The sequence below is a fragment of the Burkholderia sp. 22PA0099 genome, from assembly GCF_047497165.1.
Classification (GTDB): Bacteria; Pseudomonadota; Gammaproteobacteria; order Burkholderiales; family Burkholderiaceae; genus Burkholderia.
Genome location: NZ_CP163165.1, coordinates 3,903,867 through 3,924,065, shown reverse-complemented (window position 1 = coordinate 3,924,065; position 20,199 = coordinate 3,903,867). Strand labels below are relative to the sequence as shown.

Sequence of the window (20,199 nt, the reverse complement as noted above, 5' to 3'; positions counted from 1 at the left end):
CCGGCCACAGAGGAGCCGCCCAGCATGGCCTCGCTGCATTCCACTCTCGTGAACGTGACCGAGCGCGTCGTCGCACGCAGCCGTCCCACCCGCACTGCCTACCTTCAACGCATCGATGCCGCGCAAGGCCGTTTCCCTGCGCGCGGCGCGCTGTCGTGCGCCAACCTCGCGCACGGCTTCGCCGGCCTCGAAGGCAACGACAAGTTCGTCATCAAGTCGGTGCGCGAGCCGAACATCGGCATCGTCTCGTCGTACAACGAGATGCTGTCGGCGCATGCGCCGTTTGTCAGCTATCCGGATCTGATCAAGGCGGCCGCGCGCGAGAACGGCGGCGTCGCGCAGTTCGCGGGCGGCGTGCCGGCCATGTGCGATGGCGTCACGCAGGGCAATCCGGGCATGGAGCTGTCGCTGTTCTCGCGCGAGACGATCGCGATGAGCACCGCGATCGCGCTGACGCACAACATGTTCGACGCGGCGCTGTGTCTCGGCATCTGCGACAAGATCGTGCCGGGCCTGCTGATCGGCGCGCTGCAATTCGGCCATCTGCCGACCATCTTCGTGCCGGCCGGCCCGATGACGAGCGGCCTGTCGAACGACGACAAGGCCAAGATCCGCCAGCAGTTCGCCACCGGCCAGGTGGGCCGCGACGCGCTGCTCGAAGCCGAATCGGCCGCCTATCACGGCCACGGCACCTGCACGTTCTACGGCACCGCCAACAGCAACCAGATGCTGATGGAAGTGATGGGCCTGCATCTGCCGGGCTCGGCGTTCGTGCATCCGCACACGCCGCTGCGCGACGCGCTGACGGCCGCCGCCGCGCACCGCGTGCTCGACCTGACGGTCGAGCGCGGCAGCTACACGCCGATCGGCCATGTGGTCGACGAGAAGGCGGTGATCAACGGCATCGTCGCGCTGCTCGCGACGGGCGGCTCGACCAACCACACGATGCATCTGGTGGCGATCGCGCGCGCGGCCGGCATCCTGATCGACTGGGACGATTTCGACCAGTTGTCGGCCGTGGTGCCGCTGCTCGCCAAGATCTACCCGAACGGCAAGGCCGACGTGAACCATTTCCACGCGGCCGGCGGCGTGGCGTTCCTGGTGCGCAACCTGCTCGAAGGCGGCCTGTTGCACGAGGACGTCACGACCGTGGCCGGCAAGGGGCTGTCGCACTACACGCACGAGCCGAAGCTGATCGACGGCAAGCTCGAATGGGTGCCGGGCGTGGCCGAGAGCCAGGACGCCAAGGTGCTGCGCCCGATCGCCGAGCCGTTCCAGGCCGACGGCGGCCTGCGCCTGATGCAGGGCCGCCTGGGCCGCGGCGTGATCAAAATTTCGGCCGTGGCGCCCGAGCACCGCAAGGTGGTCGCGCCGGCCATCGTGTTCGAATCGCAGGAGGCCGTGCAGGCCGCGTTCGACGCGGGCGAACTGAAGCGCGATTTCGTGGCGGTGGTGCGCTTCCAGGGCGCGCGCGCCAACGGCATGCCCGAGCTGCACCGTTTGACGCCGCTGCTCGGCGTGCTGCAGGATCAGGGCTTCCACGTCGCGCTGGTCACCGACGGGCGCATGTCGGGCGCGTCGGGCAAGGTGCCGGCGGTGATCCACGTCTCGCCCGAGGCGCTGCTCGACGGCCCGCTGGCCAAGGTGCGCACCGGCGACACGATCGTGATCGATGCGCAGGCCGGCATCCTCGACGTCGATGTGGACGCCCAGGCCTGGGCGGCGCGCGAACTGGTGCGCCCGATGCATCAGGCCGACAACGAAGTGGGCTTCGGCCGCGAACTGTTCGGCGTGTTCCGCGCGGCGGCGATGCCGGCCGAGGCGGGCGCCTCGGTGTTCGGCGCGCTGGTGGGCGAAACCGCCCGCGCCGGCGTGACGAGCGCGCACTGAGGCCTGCACCGAAGCCCGCACTGAAGCCCTATCGCGCCCACACAGCTCGCATCGCGGGCATCGAACCCGGCGAGATCCATCCCGTTACAGGAGAAGCAGCAGATGAAAACCATCCACGACATCGTGAAACTCGGCCCGGTGATTCCGGTCCTCGCGTTCGAGACGGTCGAGCAGGGCGAGCATGTCTCGCGCGCGCTGCACGCGGGCGGCGTGAAGGTGCTGGAAATCACGCTGCGCACCGAAGCCGGCCTCAAGGCGATCGAGCGCGCGAGCCAGTTGGCCGACGACATCGTGGTCGGCGTGGGCACCATCACGAAGCCCGAGCACTGCGCGCTCGCCAAGAAGGCCGGCGCGCAGTTCGGCGTGTCGCCGGGCCTGACCCGCGCCATGCACGAGGCCGCGCAGGACGCCGGCCTGCCGCTGCTGCCGGGCGTCATGACGCCGACCGACATCATCGCCGCGCTCGAACTCGGCTATGAAGTCGTCAAGTTCTTCCCGGCCCAGCAAGCCGGCGGCATTCCGATGCTGCAGGCGTTCCACGGCCCGTTCCCCACGCTGAAGTTCTGCCCGACGGGCGGCATCAGCGCGCAGTCGGCGCCCGATTTCCTCAAGCAGCCGAACGTGGTGTGCGTCGGCGGCTCGTGGCTCACGCCGAAGGCGGCGCTGGCCGCGCAGGACTGGGCCGAAGTCACGCGCCTCGCGCAGGCGGCCAGCCAACTGACGCGCTAAGGCGCGCCGGTTCGCTTCTGAAGTCGAGCGGGACCGATGGTTGCATCCGCGACCATCGGTCCCGCCGCGCTGTGGCCGCGCCCGCCGCCTCTGCCTCCCGAGCCTCGCATTCGCGAGGCGAAACCCGCCGCCATCCCCTATAGTTGAGCCGCGCGATTGCGACATGACGCCGCCTCGTCGAGGCGCGGCGCAATTCGCCCGATTCTTCAGACTTTCGGCCTTTTTCTAGGGGTTTATGCGCATGGAACCGGTTCTATCGCGCCGATTAAAACGAAAGTAGAATTCAGCGTCCTGTCGGGCGCGTCAGGTTCGCGCGCGCAGGCCCATAGAAGAATGGCCGGGTGTCGTGGTGCGTCGGCCCGGTTCCAATAATCGCTAGGAGGAGTTCATGGGTGCTGTTCAAGGCAGCGGGCTGCTGTGGTGCACGGTGATCGCGATCGTATTGCTGATCGTGATGATCGCGCGCTTCAAGATCTATCCGTTTCTGGTCCTGATCATCGTGTCGCTCGGCCTGGGCGCCGTGGTCGGCATGCCGATGGACAAGATCGTCAAATCGTTCGAAACCGGCAACGGCGGCACGCTGGGCCACATCGCGATCGTGGTCGGCCTCGGCACCATGCTCGGCAAGATGATGGCCGAATCGGGCGGCGCCGAACGGATCGCCGTCACGCTGATCGGCTGGTTCGGCGAGAAGAACATTCACTGGGCGATGATGTGCGTGGCCATCATCATCGGCTTGCCGGTGTTCTTCGAAGTGGGCTTCGTGCTGCTGATCCCGATCGCGTTCAACGTCGCCAAGCGCACCAATAAATCGCTGCTGCTGGTCGGCCTGCCGATGGTGGCCGGCCTGTCGGTCGTGCACGGGCTGATCCCGCCGCACCCGGCCGCGCTGCTCGCGGTGCAGGCGTTCCACGCCGATATCGGCAAGACCATCGCCTACGGCCTGATGGTCGGTGTTCCCACCGCCATCGTCGCCGGCCCGCTGTTCGCGCTGCTGATCCACAAGCACGTCAAGCTGCCGGCGAACAACCCGCTGGCCTCGCAGTTCGTCGATTCGGGCGACCAGGCCAAGCGCGATCGCGACCTGCCGGGCTTCGGTATCACGCTGTCTACGATCCTGCTGCCGGTGGTGCTGATGCTGGTCGGCAGCTGGGCCGACCTGGTGTTCGAACCGAAAACCGTGCCGAACAACCTGCTGCGCTTCGCCGGCAACTCCGACGTGGCGCTGCTGATCGCCGTGCTGGTCAGCTTCTGGACGTTCGGCGCGAAGCAGGGCTTCAACCGCGAGCAGATCCAGAAGTTCTGCGGCGAGTGCCTGGCGCCGATCGCCGGCATCACGCTGATCGTCGGCGCGGGCGGCGGCTTCGGCGGCATCCTGCGCGACAGCGGCATCTCCACCCAGATCGTCGAAACGGCCAAGGCCGCGCACCTGTCGCCGCTGCTGCTCGGCTGGTTCGCCGCCGCGCTGATGCGCCTGGCAACCGGCTCCGCCACCGTGGCGATGACGACGGCCTGCGGCATCGTCGCGCCGATCGCCGCGGCCTCGGCCTCGACGGTCAAGCCGGAACTGCTGGTGCTGGCCACCGGCTCGGGTTCGCTGATCTTCTCGCACGTCAATGACGGTGGGTTCTGGCTGATCAAGGAATATTTCGGAATGACGGTCGGTCAGACGTTCAAGACCTGGTCCCTGCTCGAAACCATCATTTCGCTGATGGGCCTGGGTCTGACGATGGCGCTGGCCACCGTCCTGTAACAGCAACAAGGGGTAGTCAATGATTTTGATCGCAATGGGCGTCTCGGGCGCCGGCAAGTCGCGCATCGGCGAGCTGCTGGCGGAGCGTCTCGGATGTACGTTCACCGACGGCGACGCGTTTCACAGCGCCGCCAACAAGGAGAAGATGCATCAGGGCATTCCGCTGACCGACGACGACCGCTGGCCGTGGCTGAAGTCGATCCGCACGGCGATCGAGGCGAAGCAGCAGGCCGGCGAAACGGCCGTGTTCACCTGCTCGTCGCTCAAGCGGGCGTACCGCGACGTGCTGCGCGGCGGCGACCACGACGTGCGCTTCGTCTATCTGCACGGCAGCTTCGAGGTGCTGACCGAGCGCCTGAAGACGCGCACCGGCCACTTCTTCGATCCGAAGCTGCTGAAAAGCCAGCTCGATACGCTCGAAGTGCCGGGCGACGACGAAGCGGTGCAGGTCAGCATCGAGCAGACGCCCGAGCAGATGGTGGACGAGGTGCTGAAAAAGCTCGGCCTTTCCGCGCAATCCTGAGCGTTCCGGCGATCGGAATCCGCGTGGCCCATTGCGGGCCGCGCCCATGAAAAAAGCGCCCGGCGGCGAAAGCCCCGGGCGCTTTTCTGTTTGGCGCGAACGGCGTGCGGCCCGGCCGGCGACGGCGGGCCGCGCCGGTGTTACGCGATGCGCTTGGCCAGTTCGACGGCCTTGCCGATGTACGAGCCGGGCGTCATGGCCAGCAGCAGATCCTTGGCGTCTTGCGGAATCGCCAGGCCGCCGACGAATTCCTGCAGCGCTTCGCGCGTGATGCCCTTGCCGCGCGTCAGTTCCTTCAGTTGCTCGTACGGGTTCTCGATGCCGTAGCGGCGCATGACCGTCTGCACCGGCTCGGCCAGCACTTCCCAGCAGTTGTCGAGATCTTCGTTCAGGCGCGACGGGTTCACTTCGAGCTTGTCGAGGCCGCGCGTCAGCGCGTCGTAGGCGAGCAGCGAGTAGCCGAACGCGACGCCGATGTTGCGCAGCACCGTCGAATCGGTCAGGTCGCGCTGCCAGCGCGACACCGGCAGCTTCTCGGACAGATGGCGCAGCGTGGCGTTGGCCAGGCCCAGGTTGCCTTCCGAGTTCTCGAAATCGATCGGGTTGACCTTGTGCGGCATGGTCGACGAGCCGATTTCGCCGGCCTTGGTGCGCTGCTTGAAGTAGCCGAGCGCGATGTAGCCCCACACGTCGCGGTCGAGGTCGAGCAGGATCGTGTTGGCGCGCGCCACGGCGTCGAACAGCTCGGCCATGTAGTCGTGCGGTTCGATCTGGATCGTGTACGGGTTGAAGCCGAGCTTCAGGCGGTTTTCGACCACGTCCTTCGAGAACGCTTCCCAGTCGAACGTCGGGTAGGCCGACAGGTGCGCGTTGAAGTTGCCGACCGCGCCGTTCATCTTGCCGAGCAGCTCGACCTTGGCGATGCGATCGATGGCGCGCGCCAGGCGGGCCGCGACGTTGGCGATTTCCTTGCCGAGCGTGGTCGGGCTGGCCGGCTGGCCGTGGGTGCGCGACAGCATCGGCTGTTCGGCCTGGGCGTGCGCGAGCGCGACGAGGCGCTGATGCACGGTGCGCAGCGCCGGGACGATCACGTTGTCGCGCGCGCCGGCGAGCATCATGCCGTGCGAGGTGTTGTTGATGTCTTCCGAGGTGCAGGCGAAGTGGATGAATTCGCTGGCGCGCTCCAGCTCCGGCTGGCCCTTGACCGATTCCTTGAGCCAGTATTCGACGGCCTTCACGTCATGGTTCGTGACGCGCTCGATATCCTTGATGCGCGCCGCGTCGTGGGCCGTGAAGCGCTCGACCAGTTGCAGCAGGAATTGCTCGGACGCTTCCGAGAAGCGCGGCACTTCGGCGAAACCGGCGCGCGACAGCGCGATCAGCCAATGGACCTCGACGGTCACGCGATGGCGCATGAACGCCGCTTCGGAGAGCCAGTCGCGCAGGGCTTCCGTCTTGCTGGCGTAGCGGCCGTCGAGCGGCGACAGCGCGGTGAGGGCGAAAAGGGTGTCGGGGCGGGTGTCGGACATGATGGGGCGGCCGGTCGGGCGTGGAGAAGGTAACCCGGAATTTTACCATCGGCGGGGGGCGGGTCCGGCGGCGCATGATGCGGGCCGCCGGCGGAGGGGGCGGGCGGGGGCGGTTGTTGGCGTGGCAAGGTGGCCGGATTGTGGCTTGGTCGGAGCCGGGCGGCAGTTGGAAGGCGTCCGGGTTGTGGCTCGGTTGGAGCCGGGTGGCAGTTGGAAGGCGGCCGGGTTGTGACTCGGTCGCGGCCGGGTGGCAGTTGGAAGGCGGCCGGATTGTGGCTCGGTCCCAGCCGGGTGGCAGTCGGGAGACGGCCGGGTTGTGGCTCGGCCGCGGCCGGGTGTCAGTTGGGCGGCGGCCGGCTTATGGCTCGGTCTTGGCGGGTTGGTGTCCACGCTGCCCCGGCCGGCCGCCTTCCCCGGCGAGGCCTACTCGGTCGCGTGCGCCGTATGCAGCGCGCCGCCGGCTGCACCGCTCGACGCCGTGCTGGCCCAGCCGAGCCATTGCGTGCGCAGCATCACCACCAGCCCGCAGGCGACGGTGGCCAGCGCGCCGAACGTCGCGAAGCCGAGCTGGTAGCTGCCGGTGCTTTCCTTGGCGATGCCCATGATGACGGGCAGATAGAAGCCGCCGATGCCGCCGGCCGCGCCGACGATCCCCGACAGCAGCCCGGTGCGGCCGCGCCAGCGGTGCGGCACGAGCTGGAACGTCGAGCCGTTGCCGAGCCCGAAGGCCAGATACAGGCACACCAGCAGCGCGATGCCGCCCGCGAGCGGCGGCATCCAGGCGGCGAACGCGAAATCAGCCGCCGCGATCGCGGCCAGCAGCACGATCAGCGCGCGCACGCCCGTCACGCGGTCGGCCAGATAGCCGCCGAACGGCCGCACGATCGCGCCGAGGAACGCCAGCAGCGACATGAACAGGCCCGCTTCGATCTTCGGCATCTGATAGAGGTTGGTCAGCAGCAGCGTGACGTACGAGGACATGCCGACGAAGCCGCCGAACGTGATGCTGTAGACCAGCATCACGACCCACGTATCGCGTTCGGCCAGCACCTTGCGGTAATGCGCGGGCAGCACCAGGATCGCCAGCAGCGCGCCGAGCACCGGCAACAGCAGCACGCCCGTCTTGCCCGCGCCGAACAGCCCGGCGTGAACCGCCAGCACCAGCGCCAGCAGGCCGGCCAGCGAGATCGCGAACGCCGCGAGCGCGCGCGGCGTGCTGCCGCTTTTTTCGCCGCGATCCTCGGCCCACGCGAACAGCGCGAAGCCGGCGATCGCCAGCAGCGGCAGCGCGGCGGCGGTCGACATCTTCCAGCCGAGCACGGCGGCCAGATGCGGGAACAGGAAACCGTCGAGCACCGCGCCGATGTTGCCGGCCGCGGCCAGCCCGAGCACCAGCCCCTGCACCTTCGGCGGATAGCTGCTGCCCGCCATCGGCAGCGCCACCGCGAAGCTCGCGCCGCCGATGCCGAGGAACACGCCGAGCACCAGCAGCAGCGTGTAGGACGGCGCGCCCGGCACGAACGGCAGCACCACGGCCGGGATCGCCGACAGCAGCACGCCCATCAGCGCGATGCGGCGGCCGTCGGTCGACTGATAGAGGTTGCCGAGCGTGACGCGCAGGATCGCCGCCGCCAGCACCGGCACCGCGACCAGGAAGCCCTGCTGGGCCGCCGTCATCGTGAGGTCCTTGCCGATGAACGGCGCGAGCGGGCCGTACAGCACCCAGACCGTGAAGCCCGTGTCGAAATACAGGAAGCAGGCCAGCAGGGAGCGCCAGTTGCCGCTCGCGAGCGAAGCGCGGAGGGAAGTCGTCATCGGGGGCCTCTGAAATGGGCGGTCGGTCGATGGGCGGATCGGCGAAACCGGACGCCGCTGCCCGAGCTCGCTATCCGCAAGCTTCATGCCATTGGCATGCATGTTTCGAGGGGCGGTGCGGGATCGCGCGCGGGGGGCGGATTCCGGCCCGGACGACGCGCGGGCCGGGCGACACGCGGCCGTTGCGGTGCCCGCTTCGCGCACCATGGCCGCCGGGTGGCTGCGCGAACCTGGCGCGCGTGCGGCACCGCACCAGTGCAGCCGGATCGCTTCGGTGCGCGGCTACAATGCGGGCTCCACACTCGTCGCGCAGCAAGGTCCGCATGGAACTGAAATGGCTGGAAGACTTCGTCTCGCTCGCGGAGACGCGCAGCTTCAGCCGGTCGGCGGAGCTGCGGCACGTCTCGCAGCCGGCGTTCTCGCGGCGCATCCAGGCGCTCGAAGCCTGGCTCGGCACCGAGCTGATCGACCGTTCCGTCTATCCCACGCGGCTCACGCAGGCCGGCCAGGTGTTTCTCGAACAGGCGCTGACCATGCTGTCGCAGGCGCACGAGGCGCGCACGCTGCTGCGCGGGCACGCCGTGGCGCCGGTGCCGACCATCGAGTTCGCGGTGCCGCACACGCTGTCGCTGACCTATTTCCCGTTCTGGCTGCAGCGCATCGAGGCCAAGCTCGGGCCGGTGCATACGCGGTTGCGCGCGCTGAACGTGCACGATGCGGTGCTGTCGCTGGTGGAAGGCGGCTGCGATCTGGTGATGGGCTATCACCATCCGAGCCACCCGGTCGCGCTCGACCCGGCGCGCTACGACATGCTCACGCTCGGCATGGAGCCGATCAGCCCGTTCTCGGCGCCGCTGCGCGCCGGGCGGCCGCGCTACACGCTGCCCGGCGACGCCGACGCGCCGGTGCCGTACCTCTCCTACACGCCGAACGCCTATCTGGGCCGGATGACCGAGGTGATCATCGCCAATGCGCGCGAGCCGCTGTATCTCGATCGTGTTTATGAAACGGACATGGCCGAAGGGCTGAAGGCGATGGCGCTGGCCGGGCACGGCGTGGCGTTCCTGCCGCACAGCGCGGTGGAGGATGCCGTGGCGGGCGGCGCGCTGATCCGGCTCGACCGGCCGGCCCGCGCCGGCGCCGCGCAGCCGTTCACGCTGAACATGGAGATCCGGCTCTACCGCGACAAGCTCGCCGCGCAAGGCGACGATGCCCGCCACGCGCTGGTGCGCGCGCTGTGGGACGCCGTGAGCGAGGAACTCGCGCAGCGCGCGCGCTGAATCCCGCGCGGCCGGTGAGGTTACTCGGCGCGCACCGCCCGCGCGCGCCGGTTCGAAGGCATGCGGATTGCTGGCGTTCATGCCGGGAACACGCGCTTTGCCCAGCAATAGCGCGATCATGCAAAAAACGCATAATCGAATAAGCAAACGGCATTGGATTTCGAAAATGCGTTTTTCGACAATGGCGTCATTCGCTGACCGTTGGAGAATCCATGTCTTCGCAACCGCAGTCCCCGTCCCCCGTGCAATCCGTGCCGTCCTACCTGAACGCCGAGGCGTTGGGTCCGTGGGGCAACTACCTGCAGCAGGTCGATCGCGTCGCGCCGTACCTCGGCTCGCTGTCGCGCTGGCTCGAAACGCTGAAGCGCCCGAAGCGCATCCTGATCGTCGACGTGCCGATCGAACTCGATAACGGCACGGTGGCCCACTTCGAGGGCTATCGCGTGCAGCACAACGTGTCGCGCGGCCCGGGCAAGGGCGGCATCCGTTATCACCAGGACGTGACGCTGTCGGAAGTGATGGCGCTGTCGGCGTGGATGTCGGTCAAGAACGCGGCCGTCAACGTGCCGTACGGCGGTGCGAAGGGCGGCATCCGCGTCGACCCGCGCAAGCTCTCGCGCGGCGAACTCGAACGCATGACGCGCCGCTACACCAGCGAGATCGGCATCATCATCGGGCCGAACACGGACATTCCGGCGCCCGACGTCAACACCAACGAACAGGTGATGGCGTGGATGATGGACACCTACTCGATGAACCAGGGCCAAACCGCCACCGGCGTCGTGACCGGCAAGCCGATCACGCTGGGCGGCTCGCTCGGCCGTCGTGAAGCGACCGGCCGCGGCGTGTTCGTGGTCGGCTGCGAAGCGGCCAAGAAGAAGGGCGTCGCCATCGAAGGCGCGCGCATCGCCGTGCAGGGCTTCGGCAACGTCGGCGGGATCGCCGGCAGGCTGTTCCAGGAAGCGGGCGCGAAGGTCATCACGGTGCAGGATCACACCGGCACGATCTATCAGCCGGCCGGCCTCGACGCGTACAAGCTGCTCGATCACGTGGCGCGTACCGGCGGCGTGGCGGGCTTCGAAGGCGCCGAATCGATTCCGAACGACGAGTTCTGGACCATCGAAACCGAAATCCTGATTCCGGCCGCGCTGGAAAACCAGATCACCGAGAAGAACGCCGGCAAGATCCGCACGAAGATCGTCGTGGAAGGCGCGAACGGCCCGACCACCACGGCGGCCGACGACATCCTGGCGGCCAACGGCACGCTGGTGATCCCCGACGTGATCGCCAACGCCGGCGGCGTGACCGTGTCGTACTTCGAATGGGTGCAGGATTTCTCGAGCTTCTTCTGGACCGAGGACGAGATCAACCTGCGTCTCGAACGCATCATGCGCGAAGCGTTCGGCGGCGTCTGGGCGGTGTCGGAAGAGCACGGCGTGACGGTGCGTACGGCCGCCTTCATCGTGGCGTGCAAACGCATCCTGCAAGCGCGCGAAATGCGCGGTCTCTACCCCTGATCGACGCCTTCGGGCGACGATCCACCCGGTGCCGCGGCTACCCGCCGAGGCACCTTCTCGAAGCGGGCAGCGCCGAATCCGGCGCTGCCCGCTTCGGCGCATCTGTACGCCTGACTTAGGCGCATTTCGCACGGCTGCGAATGGTCGTTGCACAATAAAAACAGTGGTTAACAATAATTACTTTCAAAAAAATTACTTTGCTAGACTGGCGCCGGTTAGCCCAAGGAGATACCAGATGAATTTCAAAAAAGCGCTGCTGATGGCCGCCGCTCTCGCCACGTTCGCGGGTGGGGCCGTGGCGCAAGAAACCGGGACGCTGAAGAAGATCAAGGACACCGGCGTGATCGCTCTCGGCCACCGCGAGTCGTCGATCCCGTTTTCGTACTACGACCAAAGCCAGAACGTGATCGGGTACGCGCGTGACTTCCAGATGAAGATCGTCGACGCCGTGAAGAAGAAGCTGAGCCTGCCGAACCTGCAGGTGAAGAACATTCCGGTCACGTCGCAGAACCGCATTCCGCTGGTGCAGAACGGCACCGTCGACATCGAATGCGGCTCGACCACCAACAACCTCGACCGCCAGAAGCAGGCCGCCTTCTCGACCACCTATTTCGTGATCGGCACGCGCCTGATGACCTCGAAGGATTCGGGCGTGAAGGACTTCGCCGACCTGAAGGGCAAGACCGTCGTGACGACTGCCGGCACCACGTCGGAACGCCTGCTGCGCGCGATGAACAACGACAAGCAGATGGGCATGAACATCATCAGCGCGAAGGATCACGGCGAATCGTTCCAGACGCTGGAAACGGGTCGCGCCGTGGCGTTCATGATGGACGACGCGCTGCTGGCAGGCGAACGCGCCAAGGCCAAGAAGCCGGACAACTGGGTGATCGTCGGCACGCCGCAATCGGAAGAAGCCTACGGCTGCATGATGCGCAAGGACGATCCGGCGTTCAAGAAGGTGGTCGACGATTCGATCACCGAACTCGAGAAGTCGGGCGACGCGGCCAAGCTGTACACGAAGTGGTTCGAGAATCCGATTCCGCCGAAGGGCCTGAATCTGAACTTCCCGCTGTCGGATTCGATGAAGAAGCTGTACGCGAACCCGAACGACAAGGCGCTCGACTAAACCCGAGCCGGTTTCACACCTTGCTCTGACGCAACGGAAGAGGCGCTCCGCTTCTTCCGTTTTCTTTTTGCTGGAGTCTTGTCCATCATGTCTTACCACTGGAACTGGGGCATTTTCCTGAGTCCCGTTTCGACGGGCGAGCCGACCACTTACCTCGGCTGGCTGCTGTCGGGCTTCGGGGTGACGATCAAGGTCTCGCTCGCGGCCTGGGTGGTCGCGCTGATCGTCGGTTCGCTGTTCGGCGTGCTGCGTACCGTGCCCGACCGGCGGCTGTCCGCGATCGGCACGCTGTACGTGTCGATCTTCCGCAACATCCCGCTGATCGTGCAGTTCTTCGTCTGGTATCTGGTCATACCCGAGCTGCTGCCCGCGTCGATCGGCACCTGGATCAAGCAGCTGCCGCCGAGCACGCAGTTCTTCACGGCGTCGATCGTCTGTCTGGGCCTGTTCACGGGCGCGCGCGTGTGCGAGCAGGTGCGCTCGGGCATCAACGCGCTGCCGAAGGGCCAGCGCGGGGCCGGCCTGGCGATGGGCTTTACCGAATGGCAGACCTACCGCTACGTGCTGCTGCCGGTGGCGTACCGCATCATCGTGCCGCCGCTCACCTCCGAGTTCCTCAACATCTTCAAGAACTCGGCCGTGGCCTCGACGATCGGCCTGCTCGATCTGTCGGCCCAGGCGCGCCAGCTCGTCGACTACACCGCGCAAACCTACGAGTCGTTCATCGCGGTCACGCTCGCGTACGTGATCATCAACCTGGTCGTGATGGCCTTGATGCGCTGGATCGAGGCGAAAACGCGCCTGCCCGGCTATATCGGAGGCAAGTGATGCACGATTTCGACTGGAGCGGTATTCCGGGCGCGCTGCCCGCGCTGTGGACAGGCGCCATCGTCACGTTGCAGATCACCGTGCTGGCGATCGTGGTCGGCATCGTGTGGGGCACGCTGCTCGCGCTGATGCGGCTGTCGGGCGTGAAGCCGCTGCAATGGTTCTCGCGGCTCTACGTCACGGTGTTCCGTTCGATCCCGCTGGTGATGGTGCTGCTGTGGTTCTTCCTGATCGTGCCGCAGGTGTTGCAGGGTGTGCTCGGGCTGTCGCCGACCATCGATATCCGGCTCGCCTCGGCGATGATCGCGTTTTCGTTGTTCGAAGCCGCGTATTATTCCGAGATCATCCGCGCCGGCATTCAGGCGGTGTCGCGCGGCCAGGTGAACGCGGCGTTCGCGCTCGGCATGAGCTACGCGCAGGCGATGCGTCTCGTGATCCTGCCGCAGGCGTTCCGCGCCATGGTGCCGCTGCTGCTGACGCAGGCGATCGTGTTGTTCCAGGACACCTCGCTCGTCTACGTGATCAGCCTCGCGGATTTCTTCCGTACCGCCAGCAACATCGGCGATCGTGACGGCACCACCGTCGAGATGGTCCTGTTCGCCGGCGCCTGCTATTTCGTCGTGTGCGTGATCGCCTCCGCACTCGTCAAGGGTCTTCAGAAAAAGGTCACAAGATGATTTCCATCAAGAACGTTTCGAAGTGGTACGGCCAGTTCCAGGTGCTGACCGACTGCACGACGGAAGTGAAGAAGGGCGAAGTGGTGGTGGTGTGCGGGCCGTCGGGCTCGGGCAAATCCACGCTGATCAAGACGGTGAACGGCCTCGAACCGTTCCAGCAGGGCGAGATCCTCGTCAACGGCGATTCGGTGGGCGACAAGCGCACCAATCTGTCGAAGCTGCGCTCGAAGGTCGGCATGGTGTTCCAGCACTTCGAACTGTTTCCGCATCTGTCGATCACGGAAAATCTGACGCTCGCGCAGATCAAGGTGCTCGGCCGCAGCAAGGACGAAGCCAACGAAAAGGGCCTGCGCCTGCTCGACCGTGTGGGCCTAAAGGCGCATGCGCACAAGTTCCCGGGGCAGCTTTCGGGCGGTCAGCAGCAGCGTGTGGCGATTGCGCGCGCGCTGTCGATGGATCCGATCGCGATGCTGTTCGACGAGCCCACCTCGGCGCTCGATCCCGAGATGATCAACGAGGTGCTCGACGTGATGGTCGAGCTGGCGCAGGAAGGCATGACGATGATGTGCGTGACGCACGAAATGGGCTTCGCGAAGAAGGTGGCCCATCGCGTGATCTTCATGGACAAGGGCGCCATCGTCGAGGACGACCGCAAGGATGAATTTTTCGCGAATCCGAAGTCGGATCGCGCCAAGGACTTCCTCGCGAAGATCCTGCACTGAGTGTCGCGCCGAGCCGCGCTTGCGCGGCGGCAGTGCGCCAATGAAAAACGCCCGGCATCGCGCCGGGCGTTTTTCATTGCAGCAGGGAATGTGTTGCGTGCGCCGCCTCAGAAATCGACGGGATCGTCGCCGGTGGCCATCGCAGCGGCTGCCGCGGCGAGCGTGGTGTCGCCGGCGGTGGCGGCGGTGCGGCGGCAGTTTTGCGAGGACGATGGATCGAGCGACGGATTGCGCAGCTTCTCGAGCACGATTTCGGGCACCTTCACGCGCGTTTGCGCGGCCACGTCGCCGCACTGGAACATCATCAGTTCGCCCGGCTCGAACGCGGTCCAGACTTCGTCGTCGGTCAGCGGCTGGGTGGCGATCACGGCGACGCGATCCTCGGGCGTGGTGTACTTCGCGAAATCGATCGAGAGATCCTCGTCGATCAGGTGCGCGGTGGAGAACGGCCAGCGGCGCACGAGATAGTGCAGCCGCGTCGAGCAGTGCGCGAACAGCGCCTGGCCGTTCGACAGCAGGAAGTTGAACACGCCGTAGGCGGTGATCGCCTCGGTCAGCTCGGCGAGCCGCTCGAACAGTTCGGGCAGCGGCGGCTGCGCGCCGGGGAACGTGTCGCGCAGGCCCTGCATCAGCATGCAGAACGCCTGTTCGCTGTCGGTCGTGCCGACCGGTTGATACACGCCGTCGCTCAGTTCGGGCGCATAGCCGGGCAGGTCGCCGTTATGCGCGAAGATCCAGTGGCGCCCCCACAGCTCGCGCATGAACGGATGGCTGTTCTCGAGCAGGATGGCGCCTTGCGTGGCCTTGCGGATATGGGCGATCGTGTTCTTCGACTTGATCGGATAGCGCTTCACCATTTCGGCGATCGGCGAGGTGGCCGACGACTGGTGATCGAGGAACAGGCGGCAGGCTTTATCTTCGAAGAAGGCGATGCCCCAACCGTCCGCGTGATGATCCGTCAGCCCGCCGCGGGCCGCGAAACCGGTAAACGAGAAGGTCACGTCCGTCGGCTCGGCGCAGTTCATTCCGAAGAGTTGGCACATAGATGTTGCGGCAGGTCTGGCGGGTAGGGACACCGGGCGGAACCGGTACAATAGTGGTTTCAAGCATACACCCAGCCCCGGGCGGCCAAAAGCGGAACCGCGCGCACACGACATCGTGTTGCGGTTTTCCGTCACTTGGCGCCGCGGGGCGCGGCTGCAGCAGCCATCTCGCTGCTGGTTGCCCGCCTTACCCCTACGACGCCATGACCGCCCAGAACGCCGCCTCCGCTCCCGTCTCCTCGCTGACTCTCGCCCGTCCCGACGATTGGCACCTTCACGTGCGCGACGGCGCGATGCTGGCGGCCGTGCTGCCGCACACCGCGCGCCAGTTCGGCCGCGCGATCATCATGCCGAACCTGAAGCCGCCCGTGACCACCACGGCGCAGGCCGAAGCCTATCGCGCGCGCATCCTGGCCGCGCTGCCGGCCGGCATGACGTTCGAGCCGCTGATGACGCTCTACCTGACCGACAACACGCCCGGCGACGAGATCCGCCGCGCCAAGGCGAGCGGCTTCGTGCACGGCGTGAAGCTGTATCCGGCCGGCGCCACCACCAATTCGGATGCGGGCGTGACCGACCTGCGCAAATGCGCGAGCGCGCTCGAGGCGATGCAGGAAGTGGGCATGCCGCTGCTCGTGCACGGGGAGGTGACCAATGCCGATATCGATCTGTTCGATCGCGAGAAGGTCTTCATCGACCGCGTGATGACGCCGCTGCGCCGCGATTTCCCGGCGCTGAAGGTGGTGTTCGAGCACATCACCACCAAGGACGCGGCCGACTACGTGCGCGACGCCGATGCCGCACCGGGCACGCTCGGCGCGACGATCACGGCGCATCACCTGCTCTACAACCGCAACGCCATCTTTACCGGCGGGATCCGTCCGCATTACTACTGCCTGCCGGTGCTCAAGCGCGAGACGCACCGCGTCGCGCTGGTCGAAGCCGCCACCTCGGGCAACGCGCGCTTCTTCCTCGGCACCGACAGCGCGCCGCACGAGAAGGACGCGAAGGAAGCCGCCTGCGGCTGCGCGGGCTGCTATACGGCGCTGCATGCGCTCGAACTGTATGCCGAGGCGTTCGATCAGGTCGGCGCACTCGACAAGCTCGAAGGCTTCGCGAGCTTCTTCGGCGCCGATTTCTACGGCCTGCCGCGCGCCACCGACACCGTCACGCTGCTGCGTGACACCTGGCAACTGCCGGCCACGGTGCAAGCGGGCGACACCTCGGTGGTGCCGCTGCGCGGCGGCGAATCGATCGGCTGGCGTCTCGCGTGACATCGGCGGCCGGCGGCCCGCGCGCGGCCGGATTCGATTCGATCGACTGGGCCGCGCCGTGGCTGGCGCCGTTCGCGGCGCGCGGCCCGCGCTGGCAGGCCGCGGCGCTGGCCGGCGAAGCCGCCTGGCTCGCGGCGCTCGGCGATGACGCTACCGCGGCTGGCCTGACCACCGGGCGCGGCCATCCGCTGCATTTCATCGAGCAGGCCGGGCTGCCGGCCGGCGTCGCCTACGAAACGCAGATCGCCGCCACCGGCGGCGTGCCCACTCGCCACAATCTCCACGATTTCTTCAATGCGCTCGTCTGGTTCGCGTATCCGCGGATCAAGGCGGCGATCAACGCACGCCAGTCGGCCGCCATCGATGCGCTCGGCGTGGGCGGCGAGCGCGGCGGCGTGCGCGACGCGCTCACCTTGCTCGACGAGAACGGCGCGCTGTTCGTCACCGCCGATCCGGCGCTCGGCGCCGCGCTGCGCGACTTCGGCTGGCAGGCGCTGTTCGTCGAGAACCGCGCCGCCTGGGGGCGCGCCTGCGAATTGCGGCTGGTCGGGCATGCGTTGCTCGAAAAGCTCGTGCAGCCGTACAAGGCGTGCACGGCGCATGCGTGGATCGTCGAGGCGCCGCCGGCGTTCTTCGACTGGGACGAAGGCGCGCGGCGAGGCTGGCTCGATGCGCACGTGGCGGCCGGCTTCGACGCGCGGCTGCCGTCGAGCCGCGGGTTCGCGCCGCTGCCGGTGCTCGGTGTGCCGGGCTGGTGGCCGGCCAATGCCGATGCAGGCTTCTACGACGACGCGCAGGTGTTTCGCGCGGGGCGGCGGGCCGTGGCGTAACCCGGCGTGGCGTGGTGTGGAGTCGATCGATTGCGATTCGATCCCCGTTTGTTGGTCGGTCCCATTCCGATTCCATCTCGATTGCATCGATGCCCGCAGGCGGTTTCCGCGCCATGCGGCTCGCGGTGCGGCGGCGCGGATGCTAGAATTCGCGTCGCAAAGTGGGCCAGGCAGTCGCGGCCTGCGCGGTTTCGGCCGCGCGGGGCGAGGAAAGTCCGGACTCCGCCAGGGCAGGGTGATGGCTAACGGCCATCCGTGGCGACACGCGGAACAGGGCAACAGAGAACAGACCGCCGATGGCCCGGCGCAAGCCGGGATCAGGTAAGGGTGAAACGGTGCGGTAAGAGCGCACCGCGGCTGCGGCGACGTACGCCGGCACGGTAACCTCCACCCGGAGCAATTCCAAGTAGGCAGGCGCGCATCTTCGAGATGCAGGACGGTGCCCCCGTCTCGTCTGCGGGTAGGAAGCTTGAGCGCGTCAGCAATGGCGCGCCTAGAGGAATGGCTGCCACGTCGTGCGCGTCCTGCGCGCACGATGCACAGAATCCGGCTTATCGGCCCGCTTTGCCCCGATTCAAGCTAAAAGGCCGGCGCCCCCGAAGGGTGCCGGCCTTTTTTCATGGGCGCTCGCCGCGCCCGGAGCCTGCCTCAACCGGCGACGATATCGAAACCGTGCGTCAGTTCGGCCGTCTTGGCGATCATGATCGACGCCGAGCAGTATTTGTCGTGCGACAGGTTGATCGCGCGCTCGACCGTGGCCGGGTTCAGGTTGCGGCCCGTGACGGTGAAGTGGAAGTGGATCTTGGTGAACACCTTCGGATCCTCGCTGGCGCGCTCGGCCTTCAGCGTGACCGAGCAGCCTGTCACTTCCTGGCGGCTTTTCTTCAGGATCAGCACGACGTCGTATGCGGTGCAGCCGCCGGTGCCGAGCAACACCATTTCCATCGGGCGGGCGGCAAGGTTGTGGCCGCCGCCTTCGGGCGCGCCATCCATCGTCACGAGGTGGCCGCTGCCCGTCTCGGCGACGAACGCCATGCCTTCCTGGCCCATCCAGCTAACTTTGCATTCCATATGCGTGTGCTCCCGTCTTTCCGGCTTCGATTGCGAACCGGCATTGTAGCCCGCGTGGCAGCTGTCGGCTGATGCAGTGCGGGAATGGAAAGAATCGGAGGAGACGGTCGCGCGTGCGGCCGTTCCAACGGGGTACCGGGACGGGCAAGATGCCGCGCGTTCCGGGGCTTTCATGCCCGGCAGATAGCGGCTAAGTGACTGATTTCAATGGGACCGAGCGGCAACCGAGGCATCGATATGGAAATTTCGCATGATGGTATATGTTTTTACCATATGGATTGACTTGAATTTCGGCGACGGGCTTCCTATCATTCAGACCATTGATTGCCGCGCTGCGGAAATCCCCTTATGTCTCCTCCACCCTTCTCCAAAGGTGGATTCAGCCCGAACGACGGTTCGGGCTTTTTTTCGTGGATCGCGGCGCACCGCCTGCCGATCGCTCAGGGCTGAGTCGACAATCGTCGATTTGTTTGTCCGCTTGCCAAAATTTCCTTTATAATTCTCGGTTTTCCGCATTCATGCCCGCGGAGAAGAATCAGGGAGAGCCTGCACAGCGCCCAGAGCGCAACCAAATCCAAGCAGGAAAAAAACAAGGGCAGCAGTCATTATTTTTGGATCGATCATGAAGACGTTTTCCGCAAAAGCCCATGAGGTGACGCGCGAATGGTACGTGATTGACGCGACGGATAAGGTTCTCGGCCGTGTTGCCAGCGAAGTGGCACGCCGTCTGCGCGGCAAGCACAAGCCTGAGTTCACTCCGCACGTCGACACCGGTGATTTCATCATCGTCATCAACGCGAGCAAGTTGAAAGTCACGGGCAACAAGACGCTGGACAAGAAGTACTACCGCCACTCGGGCTACCCGGGCGGTATCTATGAAACGACGTTCGGCAAGATGCAAGAACGCTTCCCGGGCCGTGCGCTCGAGAAGGCGGTCAAGGGCATGCTGCCCAAGGGCCCGCTCGGTTACGCGATGATCAAGAAGCTCAAGGTCTACGCAGAAGCGACGCATCCGCACTCGGCCCAACAGCCGCAGGCGCTCGAGTTCTAAGGAGACCCACATGATCGGTAACTGGAATTACGGTACGGGCCGCCGCAAGAGCGCCGTTGCACGTGTCTTCATCAAGGCAGGCAAGGGCGACATCATTGTCAACGGCAAGCCCATCGCCGACTACTTCTCGCGCGAAACGTCGCTGATGATCGTGCGCCAACCGCTGGAGCTCACGAGCCACGGCCAAACGTTCGACATCAAGGTGAACGTGACGGGCGGCGGCGAAACGGGTCAGGCAGGCGCAGTGCGTCACGGCATCACCCGCGCGCTGATCGACTACGATGCAACGCTCAAGCCGCAACTGTCGACCGCCGGCTTCGTGACGCGCGATGCGCGTGAAGTCGAGCGTAAGAAGATGGGTCTGCGCAAGGCACGTCGCGCAAAGCAGTTCTCGAAGCGTTAAGCGCTTCCGGCTCGTCGCCCTCGGGCGATGCCGCCGACGAAAACCGCCAGTCCTCGACTGGCGGTTTTTTTATGCGCGCTTCGATTCCTGTGGAATCGGGGCGCGACCCGTATCGATCCGATCCCGCCGGTGCGC

The 20,199-nt window shown here is 66.2% G+C and carries 18 protein-coding genes and 1 other RNA gene; 15 read left to right on the top strand and 4 right to left on the bottom strand.

What is annotated here, in order from left to right; genetic code table 11:
- The first annotated feature begins 24 nt into the window (after positions 1 to 24).
- From edd to AB4851_RS32755, 4 genes are all read left to right on the top strand, one after another.
- Complete coding sequence (gene edd, locus AB4851_RS32770; RefSeq protein WP_414450354.1) at positions 25 to 1,890, top strand: phosphogluconate dehydratase; 1,866 nt, start codon at positions 25 to 27, stop codon at positions 1,888 to 1,890.
- Positions 1,891 to 1,992: 102 nt separating this feature from the next.
- Positions 1,993 to 2,619, top strand: a complete 627-nt coding sequence (gene eda, locus AB4851_RS32765; RefSeq protein WP_414450353.1) for a bifunctional 4-hydroxy-2-oxoglutarate aldolase/2-dehydro-3-deoxy-phosphogluconate aldolase — start codon at positions 1,993 to 1,995, stop codon at positions 2,617 to 2,619.
- 388 nt (positions 2,620 to 3,007) lie between these two features.
- Complete coding sequence (locus AB4851_RS32760) at positions 3,008 to 4,372, top strand: gluconate:H+ symporter (protein ID WP_414450352.1); 1,365 nt, start codon at positions 3,008 to 3,010, stop codon at positions 4,370 to 4,372.
- A gap of 19 nt (positions 4,373 to 4,391) precedes the next feature.
- Positions 4,392 to 4,895 carry a gluconokinase gene (locus AB4851_RS32755; RefSeq protein WP_414450351.1) on the top strand — a complete coding sequence of 168 codons (504 nt, stop codon included), beginning with the start codon at positions 4,392 to 4,394 and terminating at the stop codon, positions 4,893 to 4,895.
- Between the two features lie 140 nt (positions 4,896 to 5,035).
- Here AB4851_RS32755 and purB read toward each other — a convergent pair whose 3' ends face one another.
- Together purB and AB4851_RS32745 are read right to left on the bottom strand one after the other, a co-directional pair.
- Positions 5,036 to 6,424 carry an adenylosuccinate lyase gene (purB, locus tag AB4851_RS32750; RefSeq protein ID WP_414450350.1) on the bottom strand — a complete coding sequence of 463 codons (1,389 nt, stop codon included), beginning with the start codon at positions 6,422 to 6,424 and terminating at the stop codon, positions 5,036 to 5,038.
- A gap of 423 nt (positions 6,425 to 6,847) precedes the next feature.
- The gene (locus AB4851_RS32745) at positions 6,848 to 8,239 is read right to left on the bottom strand and encodes an MFS transporter (protein ID WP_414450349.1); all 1,392 of its coding nucleotides are present in this window, start codon (positions 8,237 to 8,239) and stop codon (positions 6,848 to 6,850) included.
- 323 nt (positions 8,240 to 8,562) lie between these two features.
- On the opposite strand from AB4851_RS32745, the gene AB4851_RS32740 reads away from it, so the two are divergent.
- From AB4851_RS32740 to AB4851_RS32715, 6 genes are all read left to right on the top strand, one after another.
- Positions 8,563 to 9,519: a LysR family transcriptional regulator gene (locus AB4851_RS32740; protein WP_414443919.1), complete on the top strand. Its 957-nt coding sequence runs from the start codon at positions 8,563 to 8,565 to the stop codon at positions 9,517 to 9,519.
- Between the two features lie 212 nt (positions 9,520 to 9,731).
- Entirely contained in the window at positions 9,732 to 11,036 is a 1,305-nt protein-coding gene (locus tag AB4851_RS32735; RefSeq protein WP_414450348.1) for a Glu/Leu/Phe/Val family dehydrogenase, read from the top strand.
- 235 nt (positions 11,037 to 11,271) lie between these two features.
- Positions 11,272 to 12,165 carry a glutamate/aspartate ABC transporter substrate-binding protein gene (locus AB4851_RS32730; protein ID WP_414443921.1) on the top strand — a complete coding sequence of 298 codons (894 nt, stop codon included), beginning with the start codon at positions 11,272 to 11,274 and terminating at the stop codon, positions 12,163 to 12,165.
- A gap of 87 nt (positions 12,166 to 12,252) precedes the next feature.
- Entirely contained in the window at positions 12,253 to 12,993 is a 741-nt protein-coding gene (locus AB4851_RS32725; RefSeq protein WP_414443922.1) for an amino acid ABC transporter permease, read from the top strand.
- Positions 12,993 to 13,670, top strand: coding sequence for a glutamate/aspartate ABC transporter permease GltK (gltK, locus tag AB4851_RS32720; RefSeq protein WP_414443923.1), 678 nt, complete (start codon positions 12,993 to 12,995; stop codon positions 13,668 to 13,670). Before AB4851_RS32725 ends, gltK begins: the two co-directional genes overlap by 1 nt.
- Positions 13,667 to 14,392 (top strand): amino acid ABC transporter ATP-binding protein, encoded by a 726-nt coding sequence (locus AB4851_RS32715; protein WP_414443924.1) that lies wholly within the window; start codon positions 13,667 to 13,669, stop codon positions 14,390 to 14,392. The genes gltK and AB4851_RS32715 overlap by 4 nt, the downstream gene beginning before the upstream one ends.
- 107 nt (positions 14,393 to 14,499) lie before the next feature.
- Here AB4851_RS32715 and AB4851_RS32710 read toward each other — a convergent pair whose 3' ends face one another.
- The gene (locus AB4851_RS32710) at positions 14,500 to 15,435 is read right to left on the bottom strand and encodes a class II glutamine amidotransferase (RefSeq protein ID WP_414443925.1); all 936 of its coding nucleotides are present in this window, start codon (positions 15,433 to 15,435) and stop codon (positions 14,500 to 14,502) included.
- A gap of 203 nt (positions 15,436 to 15,638) precedes the next feature.
- Between AB4851_RS32710 and pyrC the strand changes: the two genes are divergently transcribed.
- From pyrC to rnpB, 3 genes are all read left to right on the top strand, one after another.
- Positions 15,639 to 16,709 (top strand): dihydroorotase, encoded by a 1,071-nt coding sequence (gene pyrC / locus AB4851_RS32705; RefSeq protein WP_414450347.1) that lies wholly within the window; start codon positions 15,639 to 15,641, stop codon positions 16,707 to 16,709.
- The gene (locus AB4851_RS32700) at positions 16,706 to 17,539 is read left to right on the top strand and encodes a DUF3025 domain-containing protein (RefSeq protein WP_414450346.1); all 834 of its coding nucleotides are present in this window, start codon (positions 16,706 to 16,708) and stop codon (positions 17,537 to 17,539) included. The genes pyrC and AB4851_RS32700 overlap by 4 nt, the downstream gene beginning before the upstream one ends.
- A 158-nt stretch (positions 17,540 to 17,697) precedes the next feature.
- Positions 17,698 to 18,109, top strand: an RNA gene (gene rnpB / locus AB4851_RS32695) — RNase P RNA component class A.
- A 78-nt stretch (positions 18,110 to 18,187) separates the two neighbouring features.
- Here rnpB and AB4851_RS32690 read toward each other — a convergent pair.
- On the bottom strand, positions 18,188 to 18,610 hold the full coding sequence (locus AB4851_RS32690; RefSeq protein ID WP_414443927.1) for an OsmC family protein: 423 nt from the start codon (positions 18,608 to 18,610) through the stop codon (positions 18,188 to 18,190).
- Positions 18,611 to 19,232: 622 nt separating this feature from the next.
- On the opposite strand from AB4851_RS32690, the gene rplM reads away from it, so the two are divergent.
- Both rplM and rpsI read left to right on the top strand, forming a co-directional pair.
- Positions 19,233 to 19,661 carry a 50S ribosomal protein L13 gene (rplM, locus tag AB4851_RS32685; RefSeq protein WP_414443929.1) on the top strand — a complete coding sequence of 143 codons (429 nt, stop codon included), beginning with the start codon at positions 19,233 to 19,235 and terminating at the stop codon, positions 19,659 to 19,661.
- Between the two features lie 10 nt (positions 19,662 to 19,671).
- The gene (gene rpsI, locus AB4851_RS32680; RefSeq protein ID WP_414443930.1) at positions 19,672 to 20,064 is read left to right on the top strand and encodes a 30S ribosomal protein S9; all 393 of its coding nucleotides are present in this window, start codon (positions 19,672 to 19,674) and stop codon (positions 20,062 to 20,064) included.
- Positions 20,065 to 20,199 lie beyond the last annotated feature (135 nt).